Here is a 17,360-nt window from a genome sequence, read left to right as displayed (position 1 = left end):
TTCATGCGCGGTCTCCGGTAACGGGGCGCGGCGCATCGCCCTCGGCGGCGGCGGGGGCGTGTCGATTGCGTTTGCGTGAGAATTGTGTGACGAGCCCCATCACGCCCTGCGGCAACAGCAGCGGCACGAGCACGAACATCGCGCCGAGGAAGAACAGCCAGTACTCGGCAAAGTACGCGGTGAAGAAGCTCTTCGCGCCATTGACGAGGAACGCCCCGGCAATCGCGCCGACGAGCGAGCCGCGTCCGCCGATAGCCACCCAGATCGCCATCTCGATCGAGTTGACCGGCGCCATCTCGCTCGGGTTGATGATGCCGACCTGCGGCACGTAGAGCGCGCCCGCGATACCGCACAGCATGGCGGACAGCGTCCACACGAAGAGCTTGTAGCTCAGCGGCCGGTAACCGAGGAACATGGCGCGCGACTCGCCGTCGCGAATGGCGGTGACCACGCGGCCGAACTTCGACACGACCAGCGCACGGCACAGCAGGAAGGCGCCGACCAGCACCGCGAACGTCACGAGAAAGAGCACCGTACGTGTGTTCGCCGAAGTGATCGAGTAGCCCAGAATGCGCTTGAAGTCGGTGAAGCCGTTGTTGCCGCCGAAGCCCGTCTCGTTGCGATAGAAGAGCAGCATGGCCGCGAACGTGAGCGCCTGCGTAATGATCGACAGATACACCCCCTTCACGCGCGAACGGAAGGCCAGATAGCCGAAGATCCATGCGACCACGCCGGGCAACGCCACGACGAGAAACATCGCCCAGGCGAAGTGTTCGGTGCCGGTCCAGTACCAGGGCAGCGACTTCCAGTCGAGAAACACCATGAAGTCCGGCAGGTCACTGTGATACACGCCATCGCGGCCGATGCCGCGCATCAGGTACATGCCCATCGCATAGCCGCCCAGCGCGAAGAACAGACCGTGGCCGAGGCTGAGAATGCCGCAGTAGCCCCACACCAGATCGAGCGCGAGCGCGGCAATCGCGTAACACATGATCTTGCCGACGAGCGTCATGGCGTAGGCCGACAGATGCAACGGATGCGTGGCGGGCAGCACCAGCGCGCACACCGGCACCAGAATCGCCACGGCGATCACGAACGCGAGCAGCAAGGGCGCAACGTGCTTCGGCAGGAGGCGGGCGCGCGAGGGCACATCCAGCGAGATCGAAGGTGTGGTGCCTTCAGGCAAAAAGTTCGACGTCTGCATTCAGGCCTCCGCGCTGCGCCCTTTGAGCGCAAACATGCCCTGCGGGCGTTTCTGGATGAACAGCACGATCAGGATCAGCACGGCGATCTTGGCGAGCACGGCGCCCCACATCGGTTCGAGCAGCTTGTTGGCGATGCCCAGACCGAACGCGCCGACGATCGTCCCCGCGAGTTGTCCCACGCCGCCCAGCACCACGGCCATGAACGAGTCGATGATGTAGCTCTGACCGAGATCGGGCCCGACGTTGCCGATTTGCGAGAGTGCACATCCGCCCAGCCCGGCAATGCCCGCACCGAACGCGAAGGCGTAGCTGTCGACACGGCCCGTCTTGACACCGACGCAGGCGGCCATCGAGCGGTTTTGCGTCACGGCGCGAATGAACAGACCGAGACGCGTGAGATTGAGCACCGACCATGTGAGCGCCACGACCACCAGCGCGAATATCAGAATCACGATGCGGTTGTACGGCAGCATCAGGTTGGGCAAGACCGCGATACCGCCGCTCATCCACGACGGATTGACCACTTCGACGTTCTGCGCGCCGAACAGTGTGCGCACGCCCTGAATCAGCAGCAGGCTGATGCCGAAGGTCGTGAGCAGGGTTTCGAGCGGCCGTCCGTACAGATGCTTGATGACGGTGCGCTCCAGCACGAGGCCGAGAAGTGCCGCAACGAAGAACGCGGCGGGCACGGCCGCAACGAGATAGAAATCGAACGCGCCGGGCAGAAAGCGCTGGAAGAGCGTTTGCACCACGTAGGTGGCATACGCCCCGATCATCAAAAATTCGCCGTGCGCCATATTGATGACGCCGATCAGGCCATACGTGATGGCCAGCCCCAGCGCGGCGAGCAGCAACACGCTGCCGAGCGACAGGCCCGCGAATATAGTGCCGAAGAACTCGCTGCGGCGCTGCGCGGAGGCCAGTTGCGTGAGCGCGATGTCGGCAGCGCTGCGCACGTTGGCGTCGGGTTCGGCGTAAGTGCCGTCCGCTTGCTTGGCGACGATGGGCAACAGCAGATCGCGCATCTGCGGGTCGCCTGCGGTGGCGATCAACTCGATGGCCTCGCGGCGCTTCGCGGGATCGGTATCGTGCAACGCCGATTGCGCCCAGAGCTGATCGAGGCGTTTGCGCAGCGCCGGGTCGGTTTCCTTCTGGCGTGCTTGCTCGATGAGTGTCTTGAACGCGGGCGACGGATTTTGCAGCATCGTGTCGATGGCATGCGCGCGGGCGTCGTGATCCGTTGAGAGCAGAGCGCCGGCCGCAGCGGCGGTGGCGACCTTGGCGCGCAGCACGTTGTTGAGCGTGAGCGATCCGGCGTCGTCTGCCTTGACGGGGGCGCCGGTGATCGGATCGACGTACTTGTCGCCGTTCTGAATCGCGAGGCGATTGCCCACGATCACGGCCGAGTCGTCGGCCAATGCATTGAGCAGCGCGGCAGCCTGCGGTGAACCGTCGGCCGCGAGATGATCGATGGCTTGCGCGCGGGCGTCGAAGTCGTCGCCGGCGAGCGCGGTGAGGTCGGCGTCGGTGATGCCCGGTTGGGCGGCCCGGGCCGTGGAGGGCGTGCTCAGCGCGGCGCCCAGTGATATCAGGACAAGGGCGGCAGCAGTCCAGCGTCTTATCGTTATCATCAAAACCTCTGCGTGCGCCGGAGACCGTCCACGCGGCGCCGGCGCAAGGAGTGAAAGGAAGGTCAGACTTTGTCGGGCTTGCCTTCATTACCCGCGATGTACGGGCTCCACGGCTGCGCGCGCACCGTCGACTTGGTCTTCCACACGACGTTGAACTGACCGTCCGGGCGGATCTCGCCGATCATCACCGGCTTGTGCAGGTGGTGGTTGCCGTCCATCACCATGTCGAAGCCGTCCGGCGACTTGAAGGTCTGGCCGATCATGGCGGTGCGCACTTTGTCGACATCGACGCTGCCGGCCTTTTCGACGGCCTGTTTCCACATATGCATGCCGACAAAGGTGGCTTCCATCGGATCGTTCGTGACGCGCTTGTCGCCGCCCGGCAGACCCTTCGCCTTGACGTAGGAGAACCACTCCTTTTTGAACGCGTCGTTGGTCGGGTTCTTCACCGACATGAAGTAGTTCCAGGCCGCGAGGTGTCCCACGAGCGGCTTCGCATCGATGCCGCGCAGTTCCTCTTCGCCTACCGAGAACGCCACGACCGGCACGTCGGTGGCCTTCAGGCCCTGGTTGCCGAGTTCCTTGTAGAACGGCACGTTCGAGTCGCCGTTGATGGTCGAGATGACCGAGGTCTTGCCGCCTTGTGCGAACTGTTTGATGTTGGCGACGATGGTCTGGTAATCGCTGTGGCCGAACGGCGTGTAGACCTCTTGAATGTCCTTGTCGGCGACGCCCTTCGAATGCAGGAAGGCGCGCAGGATCTTGTTCGTCGTGCGCGGGTAGACGTAGTCGGTGCCCAGCAGGAAGAAGCGCTTGGCGCCGCCGCCTTCCTTGCTCATCACGTATTCCACGGCAGGGATCGCTTGCTGGTTCGGCGCGGCGCCCGTGTAGAAGACGTTCTTCGACATCTCTTCACCTTCGTACTGCACGGGGTAGAAGAGCAGGCCGTTGAGTTCTTCGAAGACGGGCAACACCGACTTGCGCGACACCGACGTCCAGCAGCCGAACACGGCGGCGACCTTGTCAGTGGTGAGCAATTGGCGGGCTTTTTCCGCGAAGAGCGGCCAGTTCGAGGCCGGGTCGACGACGACGGCTTCGAGCGGACGGCCCATCACGCCGCCTTTGGCGTTGATGTCGGCGATGGTCATGAGCGCGACATCCTTGAGCGACGTTTCCGAGATGGCCATCGTGCCCGAGAGGGAGTGCAGGATGCCGACCTTGATGGGCTGCTTGCTCTGCGCAAACAAGTTGGGCGCCATGCCGGTAAGCGATGCGGCGCCCGAGAGGGCCGCCATCTGGAGTAGCGTGCGTCGTTTCATGGTACGTCTTCCCCTTTCCTGGTTAGACCGGTGGATCCGGTATGGGGTGACTTACGCAAAGGTCGTGCCAGCGGCGAGGCGTCAACGGGGTTCGGTGCTCTCGAAGGGCTTGCAAAAAGGCCGCTGCGAGACGTCGACTGGTGTACAAGTCGAACCCTCATCTGGTGTACAAGGCGGCGAAACGGGGTTGGGAGGGGTTGGGACGACGCGTGACGTATGTGCCGGCGTTCGTCTCGGGCATCCGCCTTTCGGCTGATGGGCGAAGGATGGGCGAAGCACGTTGGTGCGGCGACGCGCAGAGTTGGTGCGCACCGAATTGGCGCGAATGACGACGCGAGCGTCCATTGCAACGCCGTGGTGCCCGGTCGGCTTCACGGCAGCCAGTCCATGGCGTTGATGGCGCGAAGTGGCATTTTTTGATGCATGATTGGCATTCGTGCCAAACTGGCCGACGGCAAGATTAGGGCTCCCGACGACTTCCCGACTTGTTCGACATCACACTCATGACCGATGCCATTGCCGGGCGCACCGCGCCCCCCTCCGATCCCGGCCACGCCGAACGCCAGCGTCGAATGGGCCGCCGATATGCCGCTGTGCTGGCGGCGTGTCAGGCGCTGTATACGGCCGCGTTGTCCGTCGACCTCACCTTGACGGGACTCGTCGGCTACATGCTGGCGTCCGACAAGGGCTATGCGACGCTGCCGTTCTCGCTGATTACCGTGGCCTCGGCCATCACGACGATCTTCGCGTCGATGCTGATCCAGCGTTTCGGCCAGCGGGCGGGCTTCACGCTGGGGGCATTGTTCGGCACGGCGGGCGGGCTGGTGTCGGTCATGGCGATCTACGAGCGGCACTTCGCGATGTTCTGTGCGGGCACGGCGTGCGTCGGGGTGTTTCAGGCGTTTGCGCGTTATTACCGGCTGGCCGCGGCGGACGTCGTGCCCGTCGAGGACAAGCCGCGTGCGATTTCCATCGTACTCACGGGCGGCGTGCTGGCGGCGGTGATCGGACCTGCGCTCGCGGCGGGCAGCAAGGACTGGCTCGCGCCGGTGACGTTCGCAGGATCGTATCTGGTGGTCACGCTGCTCTCCGGCATTTCGCTGTTGCTGCTTGTCGGCTTCCTGCGCAATTTGCCGGTGCACACGGCGAGCGGTGCCGCGGGCGACGTGGCGGCGTTACCGGCCCGTCCGCTGGGCGAGATCATGCGTCAGCCTATTTATATGGCGGCATTGGCCAATAACCTGATCGGCTTCATGGTGATGATGTTCGTGATGACGGCGACACCGATTGCGGCGGTGGCTTGTGGACACAGCATCGACGATGGGGCTCGCATCATCGAGTGGCATCTGGTGGGCATGTATGCGCCGTCGTTCTTTGCGGGGCACCTCGTCAAGCGCTGGGGCGTGGTGCCCGTGCTGCTGGCCGGTATTGCGATGAGCGCACTTTGCGGTGTGCTGGCGCTGATGTCGACGAGTCTGCCGTACTTCTACGCTGCGCTGGCGTTCCTCGGCGTGGGCTGGAACTTCATGTTCGTGGGGGGCACGACGCTGCTCACCTTGTCGTATCGCCCATCGGAGCGTGCGCGTGCGCAGGCCGCGAACGAATTCATCACCTTCGCCGGCACGGCCCTCGCCAGTCTGTTCGCAGGGCAACTGCTTGCCCGCTTCGGCTGGGCCACCATCAATCAGGCGACCTTCCCGCTGCTGGCGCTCGCTGCGCTGGCGACCGTGTGGTATGCGCTCGATGCGAAACGCCGTCCGGTGCAAGCCCCCGCCTGACGCTCTTCTTTGCCCATGACCATGAATCAGCCCCGTCTCGTTGCCTTTCTCATCGTGCCGCCGTTCGTGCTGCTGGATCTTGCCGGGCCGCTCGACGCGTTTCACGCTGTCATCCGCAATGTCGCCGAGTCGGGAAAGATGGCGCCGTATAGCACCGTGGTGGTGTCCGAGCACGGCGGCCCCGTGGAGACCGGCTCGGGGGTCACGTTGCATACGGAGCCGATGCGCGCACTTGAAGCGATGCAGGTCGACACGTTGATCGCGGTGGGTGGTGCGGTGGCGCATCGTCCGGCGGTGCCCGATGCGGTGGGCGAGTGGCTGCGCGGCTATGCCCCGCGTGTGAGACGCGTGTGTTCGGTGTGTGTGGGGGCGTTCATTCTGGGGGCGGCCGGGTTGTTGAACGGCCGGCGCGCGACAACGCACTGGTTGGATACGGCGATGTTGCAGACATGTTTCCCGGAGGCACGGGTCGAGTCCGATCCGATTTACGTACGCGACGAACCGGTGTGGACGTCGGCCGGGATCACGGCGGGCATCGACCTCGGGTTGGCGCTGGTCGAGGACGACTGCGGTGTGGACGTGGCGTTGCAGGCGGCGCGCCGGCTCGTGGTGTTCCTCAAGCGAGCGGGCGGGCAATCGCAGTTCAGTCCGCCGTTGCAGGAGCAAGTGGCCGCCGGGGCGCCGTTCGGGGATCTGCACGCGTGGATGTCGGAGCGGCTGGACGGCGACCTGTCGGTGGTGCGTCTGGCGGAGCAGGCGAACATGAGTCCGCGCACGTTTGCCAGAAGCTACCTCGCGCGCACGGGATCGACACCGGCAAAGGCGGTCGAGCGCATGCGTCTGGAAGCGGCGCGTTTCGCGTTGCTCGACTCGGAGGCGCCACTCAAGCGCATTGCCGCGCGCGTAGGCTTCGGCGACGAACAAAACTTGCGCCGCGCGTTTCAACGTCAGTACGGCGTGACGCCGGTGGCGTATCGGGAGCGGTTCGGGATGGGGGACGGGGGGTAAGCGTGGTGCCCGGCACGTTATTGGGCACTGGCAAAGGTGACGCGGTGACTGTCTGGGCAACCGTATTTCGGAATCTGCCGATTTCGAATTGTTTGTCGTCGATCAATACTTGATGGCTCCCACCCATCACTCGATCGACAAATTCAAACGATGTATTTCAACCCCGTCATACGACATATCGTTTCGACGTTTCTCTCTTTTCTTTGTGCGATGCCGTTGTTGGCTCAGGCAAGTTCAGCGCGATGCGCTGCACCTTGGCCATCGGTACAACCGCTGTTCGAGTCGTCCATCCGATATGGCGATCCGTCGCGCAAGGCCAACCCCTTCATCACGGTGAGGATTGGCGGAAAACCCGCCCGGATGTTGCTCGACACCGGCGCGAATCGGCATGTCATCTGGGACGCGCGTTTGCTGCCGGCGGCGGTGGATACGCCTGTGGGGAGCGACGTATTAAGTGCCATCGCTTCATCGACTTCGGCAAAGCGATTGATGCTTGAAGTTGATGACGTTGAGGGGCATCAGGTTGTGCAGGACTTCTACGTGATCGATGAAACGCCGTTGTTGGCCGAGGGCTTTTCCGGCATCGTCAGTCCGCAATACCTGGCAGACGACAAGGTCACCGTGCTGAATTTCAAGGACGACTGTTTTTTCGTCAGTGACCGGTTTGATCCGACTTCTGCCGGACGATTCGAGATCGCCGACGGGACGTCACTGCCCAATGTTCATCGAGTCATGGCCATTGCCGTGGGTTTCAAAGGGGGACGGATTCCCGTTGTCGTCGATTCGGGCGCCGATGCCACCACGCTTGCGACGTCTTTGATTCAGGGGGCTGAATCCGGTGCGATCCGTCGCGGAACCGTCGATTTGCTCGGTCAACGGATTGAGGGTGAGGCGCGACTGCGGCTCGTCGATTTGACAATCAATGGCCGGAGGATCGTTCGGCATCCGGTGGCAGCGCAAACGCAGCCGCACGGCGGCGGCATGGCAAGTCTGGGGGCCATTGGCATGGACGTGTTGCGCAACCGTATCGTGTTTCACGATAACGAGCGACATCGGTTTGCCATGATCGAGCGGTTGGAGGTGCCGCCTCGCCAGGACATGCCGTGGGCGCCTTAGACCTCCGTCGCCTATGCCGCCGGCTTCCCCGTCGCTGCCCGATCGAGAAAGCGGAACAGGCGTGCGTCGTCCGAGTATGCGACGTTGAAGCGGAACCAGTGACAGGGCTCGTTGTGCGCGAGGAAGAATTCCCCCGGCGCGAGCATGATGCTCTCCAGCAATGCGGCCTCGGCCAGTTCGCGTGCCGGGCGTGACGTTTGCGGCAAGCTGCCGCACACGAACATTCCGCCCTCCGGCTGCGCGAGCAGTGTCACCCCGTGCGATTGCAACTGCGTGATGAGGCGCGCGCGCGAACGCGTCAGCCGGTCCGACAGGCGTTCGATGTGTTTGCGGTGACGCCCCTCGGTCAGAATTGCATGCACGATGCGCTCGTTGATTTCCGACGACGTGAGACCCGCCACCATCTTGCTGCGCGCAATCTCGTGGGCCAGATCGCGCGAACATGCCAGATAGCCCACGCGTACCGACGGCGAAATCGTCTTCGAGAAACTCGACACGTAGATCACTCGCGACAGACCGTCCATCGCTGCGAGCGACGGCGTGCCGGCGGGGGCCAGCTCTCGATAGATGTCGTCTTCGACGATCCAGAAACCGTACTGCTCGGCGCACTGAAGAATGCGATGCGCCGACGCCGGCGAGAGCGATGTCCCCAGCGGATTCTGCAACGCGGGATTCACGAACAGTGCGCGCGGGCGGTGCGTCTGGGCCGCCTGCTCCAGCGCGGCGAGATCCAGCCCCGCTTCCGTGCGCTCGATGCCTACGACATTCAGCCCCGCCAGACGCAAAACCGCCAGCAAATTGCAGTACGCCGGGGCCTCGACCAGTACAGTGTCGCCCGGCTTGAGCAGTGTGCGCACGATCAGATCGAGCGCCTGTGTCGCGCCGTGGGTGAGCACGATGTTCTCGGGCGGCGCGTCGATGGATAACTCGCCGAGACGTCGCGCCAGCCACTGACGCAACGGGCCGTACCCGTGCGGATGCCCGTAATGGGCGAAATGCGCGCCCGGTCCTTTCGAGAGCGAGCGCAGCGCGCCATGCAGGCCGTCTTCGTCGAGCCAACTGTCAGGCAACCATCCGCAACCGCTTTTCACCGCAATGGAGTCGTCCGCGAAGATTTCGGAAAGCAGCCACGCGTTCGTGACTTCGCTCGCCGCCGCACCGGTTGTCAGGCCGCTGCCCGGGCTGGCCGGTCCCGCGTCTCGCGCGTCGGCCGCGCCTGCCACGAAGAACCCCGCCCCGCGCCGGGCCACGAGCACGCCATTGGCGACGAGACGATCGTAGGCCTCCACCACGGTGAACGTGCTGATGCCGTGCGCCTTGGCCAGCGAGCGAATCGACGGCATTCGCACGCCCGCATGAAGCGTCTGGCGCTGCAACGCATGCTCGACCTCCCGCACGATCTGGTCGACGAGGGCTTCCGGTTGGGCGCGATTCAGGGAAAAGGCGAGCGGCTGGACCATGATGGCAGGGTATGGGCTGTTGCCAATACAGTTGGCGCAATTGACCGATACAGAATATACATTTTCCAGGTAACTGTACATGTCTGTACCGGTCGACCTCTCGTAGGATCGATCCCATCCACCCGTGGCGATCCGTCGTGCCGTGTGCAGGACATCCTGATCGAGCCAAGACCTGAGGAGCCCCCGCGATGAACATGAAAGACCTGAATCTCGACATGACGGCGTTCTGGATGCCGTTCACCAACAACCGTCAGTTCAAAAGCTCGCCGCGTCTGTTGGTGAAGGCCGAGGGCATGTACTACACGTCGTCGGACAATCGCCAGATTCTCGACGGCACCGCCGGTCTGTGGTGTGTGAATGCCGGCCACTGCCGTACTGAGATCGTCGAGGCGATCCGTCAGCAAGCCGGTGAAATGGACTTTGCGCCGACGTTCCAGATGGGCCACCCGAAGGCGTTCGAAGCGGCGAGCAAGATCGCCGCCATCACGCCGGAGGGGCTCGATCGCATCTTCTTCACGAACTCGGGGTCGGAATCGGTCGACACCGCGCTGAAGATCGCCCTCGCGTATCACCGCGCCCGCGGCGAAGGTCAGCGCACGCGCCTCATCGGTCGCGAGCGCGGCTATCACGGCGTGGGCTTCGGCGGCATTTCGGTCGGCGGCATCTCGCCGAATCGCAAGGCCTATTCGGGCCAATTGCTGCCGGCGGTCGACCACCTGCCGCATACGCTCAACATCAAGGAAGCCGCGTTCACGAAGGGCCAGCCGACGTGGGGTGCGCATCTGGCCGACGAACTCGAACGCCTGGTCACCCTGCACGATGCGTCGACCATCGCCGCCGTGATCGTCGAACCGCTCGCGGGCTCCACCGGCGTGCTGGTGCCGCCGCAGGGCTATCTGCAAAAGCTGCGCGAAATCTGCGACAAGCACGGCATTCTGCTGATCTTCGACGAAGTCATCACCGGGCTCGGCCGTCTGGGCAAGCCGTTCGCCTCCCAGTATTTCGGCGTGACGCCGGACATCATCACAATGGCCAAGGGCGTGAACAACGCGGCAGTCCCGATGGGCGCCGTCGCGGTGAAGACGAGCGTGCACGACACTATCGTCGATGCCGGTAACACGGGCGCCATCGAGTTCTTCCACGGTTACACGTATTCGGGTCACCCGCTGGCCGCCGCCGCCGCTTGCGCGGCGCTCGACTTGTACAAGAGCGAGGGCCTGTTCGAGCGTGCCGCGAAACTCGCGCCGTATTTCGAGAAGGCCATCCACGGTCTGCGCGATCTGCCGAACGTCATCGACATTCGTAATCTGGGACTGGTCGGCGGTATCGAAATGTCTACCCGCGACGGCAAACCGGGCGCGCGTGCACACGAGGTGTTCGTCAAGTGCTTCGAGAAGGGCGCGATGGTGCGCTATACGGGCGACATCCTCGCGTTCTCGCCGCCGCTCATCGTGAGCGAAGCGCAAATCGACGAGCTGTTCGGTATCGTGGCGGAAGCCATTCGCGAGACCGCGTAAGCGACATCACCTGGCGGGGCGCTCGGTGCGCCGGGCTCCCGCCGCGCTTGGCGAACGTTGTCTTCGCTCGTCGTGGCGATGCCCGGCGGGCAAGCGTCGCGAAGCGGCCGGCGTGCGCCGGCATTCGAATGAAAATGAAAACGCCGTCCGGGGAAGCCCGCCGACGGCGTTTTTTACTCGGACCGTGCGCGCCGATCAGCGAACCGGTGCGATTTCGATGCCTTCGTCGAGCAGGAAGCTGCGAATGCGTTGCGCGAATTCGAGGGCGTGTTCGCCGTCACCATGCAGACACACGGTTTGCGCCTGAATCGGCACGAGCGTGCCATCGATGGCGCGTACGCACTGTTCGCGCACCATCATCAGCGTTTGCGCTAGCGCATCTTCCTCACGCTCGATGAGGGCGCCGGGGGTGCCGCGTTTGACCAGCGAACCGTCCGGGTTGTAGCCGCGATCGGCGAAGACTTCCTCCACCGCATGCATGCCGGCGGCACGCGCCGCCTTCACCAGCTCACCGCCCGCCAGCCCGAAGATGGCGAGATCGGTGTCGAATGCGCGCACGGCTTCGACGAGCGTTTCGGCCAGCGCCGGGTCGCGCGCCGCCTGATTGTAGAGTGCCCCGTGCGGTTTGACGTGCGAGAGCCAGCCGCCTTGCGCCCTGGCCATCGCGGCGAGTGCGCCGATCTGATACAGCATGCCCGCGCGGATCTCGTCGAGCGGGAGCTGCATTTCGGTGCGACCGAAATTCTCGCGGTCAGGGAAGCTCGGGTGCGCGCCAATGGCCACGCCATTCTCCAGCGCCCAGCGCACCACTTGCTGCATGGTGCCTGCGTCGCCGGCGTGCCAGCCACAGGCGACATTGGCCGAACTGACTAGTGCCAGCAGTGCCTCGTCGTAATTGCAGCCTTCACCTAGGTCGACGTTCAGATCGATTTTCATCATATGTTCTCCTGCCGGGGCATGCCGTCGCGCATACGCTGCTTTAGTGCTGCATTAGCGCTTGCGCGTGATGGCCGGCACCCGTGGTGTCGTCAGAATGCCGCGGTCGTGCCACGCAAGCGCGCGCTCGATCTGGGCAAGGTAGCGTAACTGTTCGCGCAGCGCTTCGCGTGCCTCGGCGGCGCTGCACTCCGAAAAATAAAGGGTGCTGCCCAGCCGGGCCTGTCCGAGCCGCCACAGGTCGGCGGTGATGACGGTGCCGATCTTGGGGTATCCGCCGGTGGTCTGGGCGTCGGCCAGCAGAATGATCGGCTGTCCCGACGGCGGCACCTGAATCACGCCCGGCAGCACGCCGTGCGAGAGCAGATCGTGACTGCGATTCTTCTTGCGCGCGAGCGGCTCCGGTCCCGACAGGCGGTAACCCATGCGGTTGCTGTTCGGTGTGACCTGCCACGGGTTTTCCCAGAAGTGCTTCTGCGCGGCGGCGGTAAAGTCGTCGTACTCCGGCCCGGGCAGCACGCGGATATGTTGCGCCAGCGGGTCGGGCAGCCACAGCGGCGGACGCACGCCCAACGGCTCGACGTGGCGTATGGCGGCGCTGGCGTGTCCGAGCGCGATGCGGTCGCCGTCGCGCAAGGCGCGGCCTTCGAAGCCGCCAAAGCCGGCCGCCAGATCGGTGCTGCGCGAGCCAAGTGTCTCGGGCACGTTGATGCCGCCCGCCACGGCCAGATAGGTGCGCATGCCGAAGCGGGCCGGGCGCAGTGTCAGCGTCTGACCGCGCGCCACCGGGAATCGCCACCACGACCACACGGGCGTGCCGTCGAGGTCGGCGTGGCAGTCGGCTCCGGTCAGCGCGACCAGGGTGGCGGCGCTGAAGCGCAGCACGCACGCCCCCATCGTGATTTCGAGGGTGGCGGTGTTCGGGTCGTTGCCGACGAGACGGTTGGCAACGGCGCAGGCGAGCGGGTCGACGGCGCCGCCGCTGGCGACGCCGAATTCACGTTGTCGGGGACGGCCCAGATCCTGAACCGTGGTGAGCAGGCCGGCACGCTGGATGTCGATCACAGGTCGAGACTCGCGATAGTGAAGCGCACGCGGTCGCCTGGGGCAAGCAAGGCGGCCGGGGTCGCGGCGGGGTCGAACAGAACGCTGGCGGTGTGGCCGATGATCTGCCAGCCGCCGGGCGAGGTAAGGGGATAGATGCCGGTCTGACTGCCGCCGATGCCCACCGATCCGGCAGGCACCGCCAGTCTCGGCTCTGCGCGCCGGGGCGTGGCTATCGATTCGTCAAGGCCGCCAAGATAGGCGAAGCCCGGCTGGAAGCCGAGGAAGTAGACGATGTACTCCGGCGCGGCATGGCGCTGTACGACCGTTTTTGGCTGCAGACGCGCAAGTTTGGCCACTTCGGCCAGATCGGGGCCATGCGGGCCGCCGTAGTGCACGGGGATTTCGATGTCGCGTCCGACGTTACCGGCGGCCGGCGGCGTCTGCCAGGCGTCGCGTAGCCGCTCGCTCAGCACTTCGATATCGGTGGCGAGCGGGTCGAACAGCAGCGTGAGGTTGTTCATGCCCGGCACGACTTCGCGCACGTCGGGCCATTCGTGCGCGAGAGACGCCACGTGCCAGACGCGGCGCTGTGTGGCAAGCGTGGGCGTGGCACCGGCCTCGCACACAAGCGCACTGTCGCCGAGCGGCAGAATCTTGAGCGTTGTCATGGGTTAGCAATGGGGGCCGAGAAGGCGTGCAAAGGTGGCGGATTCCGTCACGATGGCGTCGAGCGCCAGATCATGGGCTTCGGCGCCGAGATGTTCGATCTCGAGCGCGTCGTAGGCGATGCCAAGCGTTTGCGGGGCAGGGGTCATCGAATGCAGGGTGCGGTCGTAGAAGCCGCCGCCATAGCCCAGTCGCAGGCCATCGCGGGTAAAGCCCACGCAAGGCACCAGCAGCAGGTCGGGCACCAGGACTTCGGCGTCGGCCGGGACGGGAATGCCGTAGCGGCCGTCCTTCATGGGCGTCGCGGGCGTCCAGTGGTGGAAGACGAGCGGCGTCGCCGGCGCGGTCACGACCGGCAGCGCAGCCAGACGCAGCGCCTCGGGCGATGCCTGTGCGAGCCATGCCGAGACCACCTCGCGGGCGTCGAATTCGCCTTGAATCGGCCAGTAGAAACCCACGCAGCGCGGCGCACGGCGCGTCAGTTCGTCGCGCAGGCGCGCGGCGAGTGCGGCGTCGCGCGCTTCGCGTGCGCCGAGCGTCGCACGTACGTCCAGTAATGCCTTGCGCAAACGCGTCTTCCCGGTGGTCGATTCCATCCCATTTCCGGTGGTTTGGGCCGCCGATAGGGCGGAGTCCCGTGCTATGCTTGAATTCACCTTTTAACCGACGCTCCCCCGAAGATGTCAGAACGTTTGACCCGAGTATATCGCGCCACTGCGCTGGCCCTGACCGCTGCCGCGCTTGTCGCCTGCAGCACGACCCAGGCGACCGGCCGCCCCAAGGCGCAATCTGCGGCAAGCCGCTCGGCGACATCTGCCGACCTGCTCTCGCAGCGCTCGCCCGACGACATCTTCGTGCAGTTGCGCGAAGCCGCCCGCGCGAACGACGCACCGCGCGCCACCGCGCTCGCCGCGATGCTCACCGACTACGACGTGCCGTCGTACGTCCAGTACTTCCAGATCAAGCCGCGCATGTTCGATCGTTCGGGTAAGGCGCTCATCGATGCGCCCGACGACGATATCCGCGCCTTCTTGCGCACGTATGACGGTCAGGCGATTGCCGACCGGATGCGCAACGACTGGCTGCTGGTGCTGGGCAAACGCCACGACTGGCAGACGTTCGACGCCGAGTATCCGAAGTTCGCGCTCGACGACGACACCCAGGTCAAGTGCTACTCGATGATGTCGCGTGCCGCACGTGGCGAGAACGTCACGCAGGCCGCTACCGATCTGCTGACCACGCCGAAGTACTACGGTGAGGGCTGCGTCGACATGATCAATACGCTGGCCGCAAGCGGTCAGTTGCCGCGCAAGGAAGTCTGGCACCAGATTCGCCTGGCCTACGAGGAAAACTACACGTCGCTGGGCAAGCAGATTGCCGATGCGCTCGGCGCCGTGCGGCCGGACGACAGCCTGCTCGATATGGCGGCAACGCGTCCGGCACAGATCCTCGCGCGTGGCGTCGACGGCTCGGAGGCGTCGCGCCAATTGGCGCTGCTCGCCACCGTGCGCATGGCCCGCAGCGACGCCATGCTTGCCGCGAGCAGCTTCTCGAGCGTGGCGGGTAGTTTGTCGCAGGAAGAGCGCGCCATCGGCTGGGGCGTCATCGGTATGCGCGGTGCGTTGTCGCAGAACCCGATGGCGATTAGCTGGTATCGCCAGGCCGGCAGCGCCAAACTCTCGAATACGGCACAGGAATGGAAGATTCGCGCGGCACTGCGCGCGGGTGACTGGAATCTCGTGCGCACGGGCATCGAAGCGATGCCCGCCGCCCTGCGCGAGGACGGTGTCTGGACATATTGGTACGGCCGCGCCCTGCGTGAAGCCGGGCAAGGCGACGCCGCCCGCGCGCAATTCCAGAAGATCGCCATGCAGACGAACTTCTACGGCCAACTGGCGAACGAGGAGTTGGGCAACAAGACATCGCTGCCCCAGCGCACCGCCGTCACCAAGGCGGAGATCGACGCAAACCGCGCGAACCCGGGTTTCAAGCGGGCCGCCAAGTTCTACGATCTGGGCCTGCGTTTCGAAGGCAATCGCGAGTGGAACTGGGAACTGCGCAACATGACGGACCGTCAGTTGATCGCCGCCGCGCAGTACGCCAATGGCATCGAGCTGTTCGATCGCGCCGTCAATACGGCAGATCGCACGAAGGTCGAGCATGATTTCACGCTGCGCTATCTGATGCCGTTCCGCAGCAAGGTGGAGCCGCTCGCCGCCGCTGTCGATCTGGACGAAGCGTGGGCCTACGGCCTGATCCGTCAGGAGTCGCGGTTCATCATCAATGCGCGGTCGTCGGCCGGTGCCGGCGGGCTGATGCAGATCATGCCGGCCACCGCGAAGATGGTGGCCAGGCAGATCGGCATGGATTATCAGCCGGGCATGATGCACGACATCGATACCAATATCCGGCTGGGCACCAGCTATCTGTCGGATATCTACAATAAGTTCGACGGCTCGGCCGTGCTGGCGTCGGCCGGTTACAACGCTGGCCCTGGACGTCCGCGCACGTGGCGCTCCACGCTGGACCGTCCGGTCGAGGGCGCGATCTTTGCCGAAACGATCCCGTTCAACGAGACACGCGCGTACGTCGAGAATGTGTTGTCGAATACGACGTATTACTCGGTCGTGATCACGGGCCGTCCGCAATCGCTCAAGGAACGGCTCGGCATCATCTTGCCCCAGTGACGGGGCCGCAGTCCCATCGTCATGACGCGGAGGTGACGCATGCGCTATAACGTTTGTGTCGTCGGTGGCACCGGTTTCATCGGCAGCCATCTGGTTGCCCGGCTGGTGACAATGGGGCACGCTGTGTGTCTGCCGACGCGGCGTATCGAGGCCGCCAAGGCGCTCGGTGTGTTGCCGGGGGTGGAACTCGTAGAGTGCGATGTGCATGACCCGCGCGCGCTGGCGCGCGTGATCGCGGGGAGCGATGCCGTGATCAATCTCGTCGGTGTGCTGCACAGCGACCGGGGCACGCCCTACGGCCGTGCGTTTGCGCGCGCTCACGTGGAGTTGCCGCGCAAGATCGCGCAGGCATGCCGCGACCGGGGAATCGATCGGCTCATCCATATGAGCGCACTCGGTGCCGACGCCAATGGCCCGAGCATGTATCAGCGCTCCAAGGGCGACGGCGAGGTGGCGATTCGCGAGACGGGCATCCCCGTCACGATCTTCCGGCCGTCCGTGGTCTTCGGTCCGGGCGACCACTTCCTGAATACGTTTGCCAAGCTGCAACGGCGTCTGCCGGTGGTGCCGCTGGCGAGTGCCAAGGCACGCTTCCAGCCGATTTACGTGGCGGACGTCGCGCAAGCTTTCGCGGGCGCGCTCGATAACGACGCAACCGTCGGCAAGACTTACGAATTGGGCGGCCCCGACGTCTACACGCTAGAAGCCCTCGTGCGCTTTGCCGGTGCGGCCTGCGGTTGCGAGCGGCCGATTCTGCCGCTGCCGGACAGCACGGCGCGTTTGCAGGCGGCGATCTTCGAGAAGCTGCCGGGCGAGCCGATCATCACGCGCGACAATCTCGATTCCATGAAAGTCGACAACGTCATGAGCGGTCCGCTGGCGCCCGAACTCGGACTCACGCCGAACGGGCTCGAAATTGCCGTCGATTATCTCGATGGCGACAACTGGGAGCGGCGTCTGTCGGACTACCGGCGGTACGCGGGGCGCTAA

Annotated in this window: 14 protein-coding genes; 6 read left to right on the top strand and 8 right to left on the bottom strand. The window is 64.7% G+C overall.

Going from position 1 to position 17,360, the window contains the following annotated elements; genetic code table 11:
• Window position 1 precedes the first annotated feature (1 nt).
• From urtC to urtA, 3 genes are all read right to left on the bottom strand, one after another.
• Window positions 2-1,204 (bottom strand): urea ABC transporter permease subunit UrtC, encoded by a 1,203-nt coding sequence (gene urtC / locus PCO31110_RS03525; RefSeq protein WP_010805542.1) that lies wholly within the window; start codon window positions 1,202-1,204, stop codon window positions 2-4.
• Entirely contained in the window at window positions 1,205-2,836 is a 1,632-nt protein-coding gene (gene urtB, locus PCO31110_RS03520; RefSeq protein WP_150689633.1) for an urea ABC transporter permease subunit UrtB, read from the bottom strand.
• Window positions 2,837-2,898: 62 nt separating this feature from the next.
• Window positions 2,899-4,095, bottom strand: a complete 1,197-nt coding sequence (gene urtA, locus PCO31110_RS03515) for an urea ABC transporter substrate-binding protein (protein ID WP_370855812.1) — start codon at window positions 4,093-4,095, stop codon at window positions 2,899-2,901.
• A gap of 545 nt (window positions 4,096-4,640) precedes the next feature.
• On the opposite strand from urtA, the gene PCO31110_RS03510 reads away from it, so the two are divergent.
• From PCO31110_RS03510 to PCO31110_RS03500, 3 genes are all read left to right on the top strand, one after another.
• On the top strand, window positions 4,641-5,933 hold the full coding sequence (locus tag PCO31110_RS03510; RefSeq protein ID WP_010805539.1) for an MFS transporter: 1,293 nt from the start codon (window positions 4,641-4,643) through the stop codon (window positions 5,931-5,933).
• A 21-nt stretch (window positions 5,934-5,954) separates the two neighbouring features.
• Window positions 5,955-6,941 carry a GlxA family transcriptional regulator gene (locus PCO31110_RS03505; RefSeq protein WP_150689631.1) on the top strand — a complete coding sequence of 329 codons (987 nt, stop codon included), beginning with the start codon at window positions 5,955-5,957 and terminating at the stop codon, window positions 6,939-6,941.
• A gap of 150 nt (window positions 6,942-7,091) precedes the next feature.
• A complete protein-coding gene (locus PCO31110_RS03500) occupies window positions 7,092-8,057 on the top strand; it encodes a pepsin/retropepsin-like aspartic protease family protein (protein ID WP_150689630.1) in 966 nt (321 codons plus the stop codon).
• A gap of 11 nt (window positions 8,058-8,068) precedes the next feature.
• Here the strand turns inward: PCO31110_RS03500 and PCO31110_RS03495 are convergent, their stop codons facing one another.
• A complete protein-coding gene (locus tag PCO31110_RS03495; RefSeq protein WP_150689629.1) occupies window positions 8,069-9,517 on the bottom strand; it encodes an aminotransferase-like domain-containing protein in 1,449 nt (482 codons plus the stop codon).
• Window positions 9,518-9,705: 188 nt separating this feature from the next.
• Between PCO31110_RS03495 and aptA the strand changes: the two genes are divergently transcribed.
• Window positions 9,706-11,034, top strand: a complete 1,329-nt coding sequence (aptA, locus tag PCO31110_RS03490) for an omega-aminotransferase AptA (RefSeq protein ID WP_150689628.1) — start codon at window positions 9,706-9,708, stop codon at window positions 11,032-11,034.
• Between the two features lie 195 nt (window positions 11,035-11,229).
• Here aptA and pxpA read toward each other — a convergent pair whose 3' ends face one another.
• The 4 genes from pxpA to PCO31110_RS03470 are packed head-to-tail and all read right to left on the bottom strand — an operon-like array spanning window position 11,230 to window position 14,279.
• Entirely contained in the window at window positions 11,230-11,970 is a 741-nt protein-coding gene (pxpA, locus tag PCO31110_RS03485; protein WP_174979344.1) for a 5-oxoprolinase subunit PxpA, read from the bottom strand.
• Window positions 11,971-12,024: 54 nt separating this feature from the next.
• A complete protein-coding gene (locus PCO31110_RS03480; protein WP_150689626.1) occupies window positions 12,025-13,035 on the bottom strand; it encodes a 5-oxoprolinase subunit C family protein in 1,011 nt (336 codons plus the stop codon).
• Window positions 13,032-13,685 carry a 5-oxoprolinase subunit PxpB gene (gene pxpB / locus PCO31110_RS03475; protein ID WP_010805532.1) on the bottom strand — a complete coding sequence of 218 codons (654 nt, stop codon included), beginning with the start codon at window positions 13,683-13,685 and terminating at the stop codon, window positions 13,032-13,034. Before pxpB ends, PCO31110_RS03480 begins: the two co-directional genes overlap by 4 nt.
• 3 nt (window positions 13,686-13,688) lie before the next feature.
• Entirely contained in the window at window positions 13,689-14,279 is a 591-nt protein-coding gene (locus PCO31110_RS03470; RefSeq protein WP_246189708.1) for a 5-formyltetrahydrofolate cyclo-ligase, read from the bottom strand.
• Between the two features lie 84 nt (window positions 14,280-14,363).
• Here PCO31110_RS03470 and PCO31110_RS03465 point away from each other — a divergent pair, with 84 nt between their 5' ends.
• Both PCO31110_RS03465 and PCO31110_RS03460 read left to right on the top strand, forming a co-directional pair.
• Window positions 14,364-16,370 carry a lytic transglycosylase domain-containing protein gene (locus PCO31110_RS03465; RefSeq protein WP_150689625.1) on the top strand — a complete coding sequence of 669 codons (2,007 nt, stop codon included), beginning with the start codon at window positions 14,364-14,366 and terminating at the stop codon, window positions 16,368-16,370.
• A 39-nt stretch (window positions 16,371-16,409) separates the two neighbouring features.
• Window positions 16,410-17,360 (top strand): complex I NDUFA9 subunit family protein, encoded by a 951-nt coding sequence (locus PCO31110_RS03460; RefSeq protein WP_150689624.1) that lies wholly within the window; start codon window positions 16,410-16,412, stop codon window positions 17,358-17,360.

Origin of the sequence: Pandoraea communis, assembly GCF_902459745.1 — a bacterium.
Lineage (GTDB): Bacteria > Pseudomonadota > Gammaproteobacteria > Burkholderiales > Burkholderiaceae > Pandoraea > Pandoraea communis.
The sequence above is the reverse complement of the archived record's forward strand: the minus strand, read 5'-3'. Positions and strand labels throughout refer to the sequence as shown.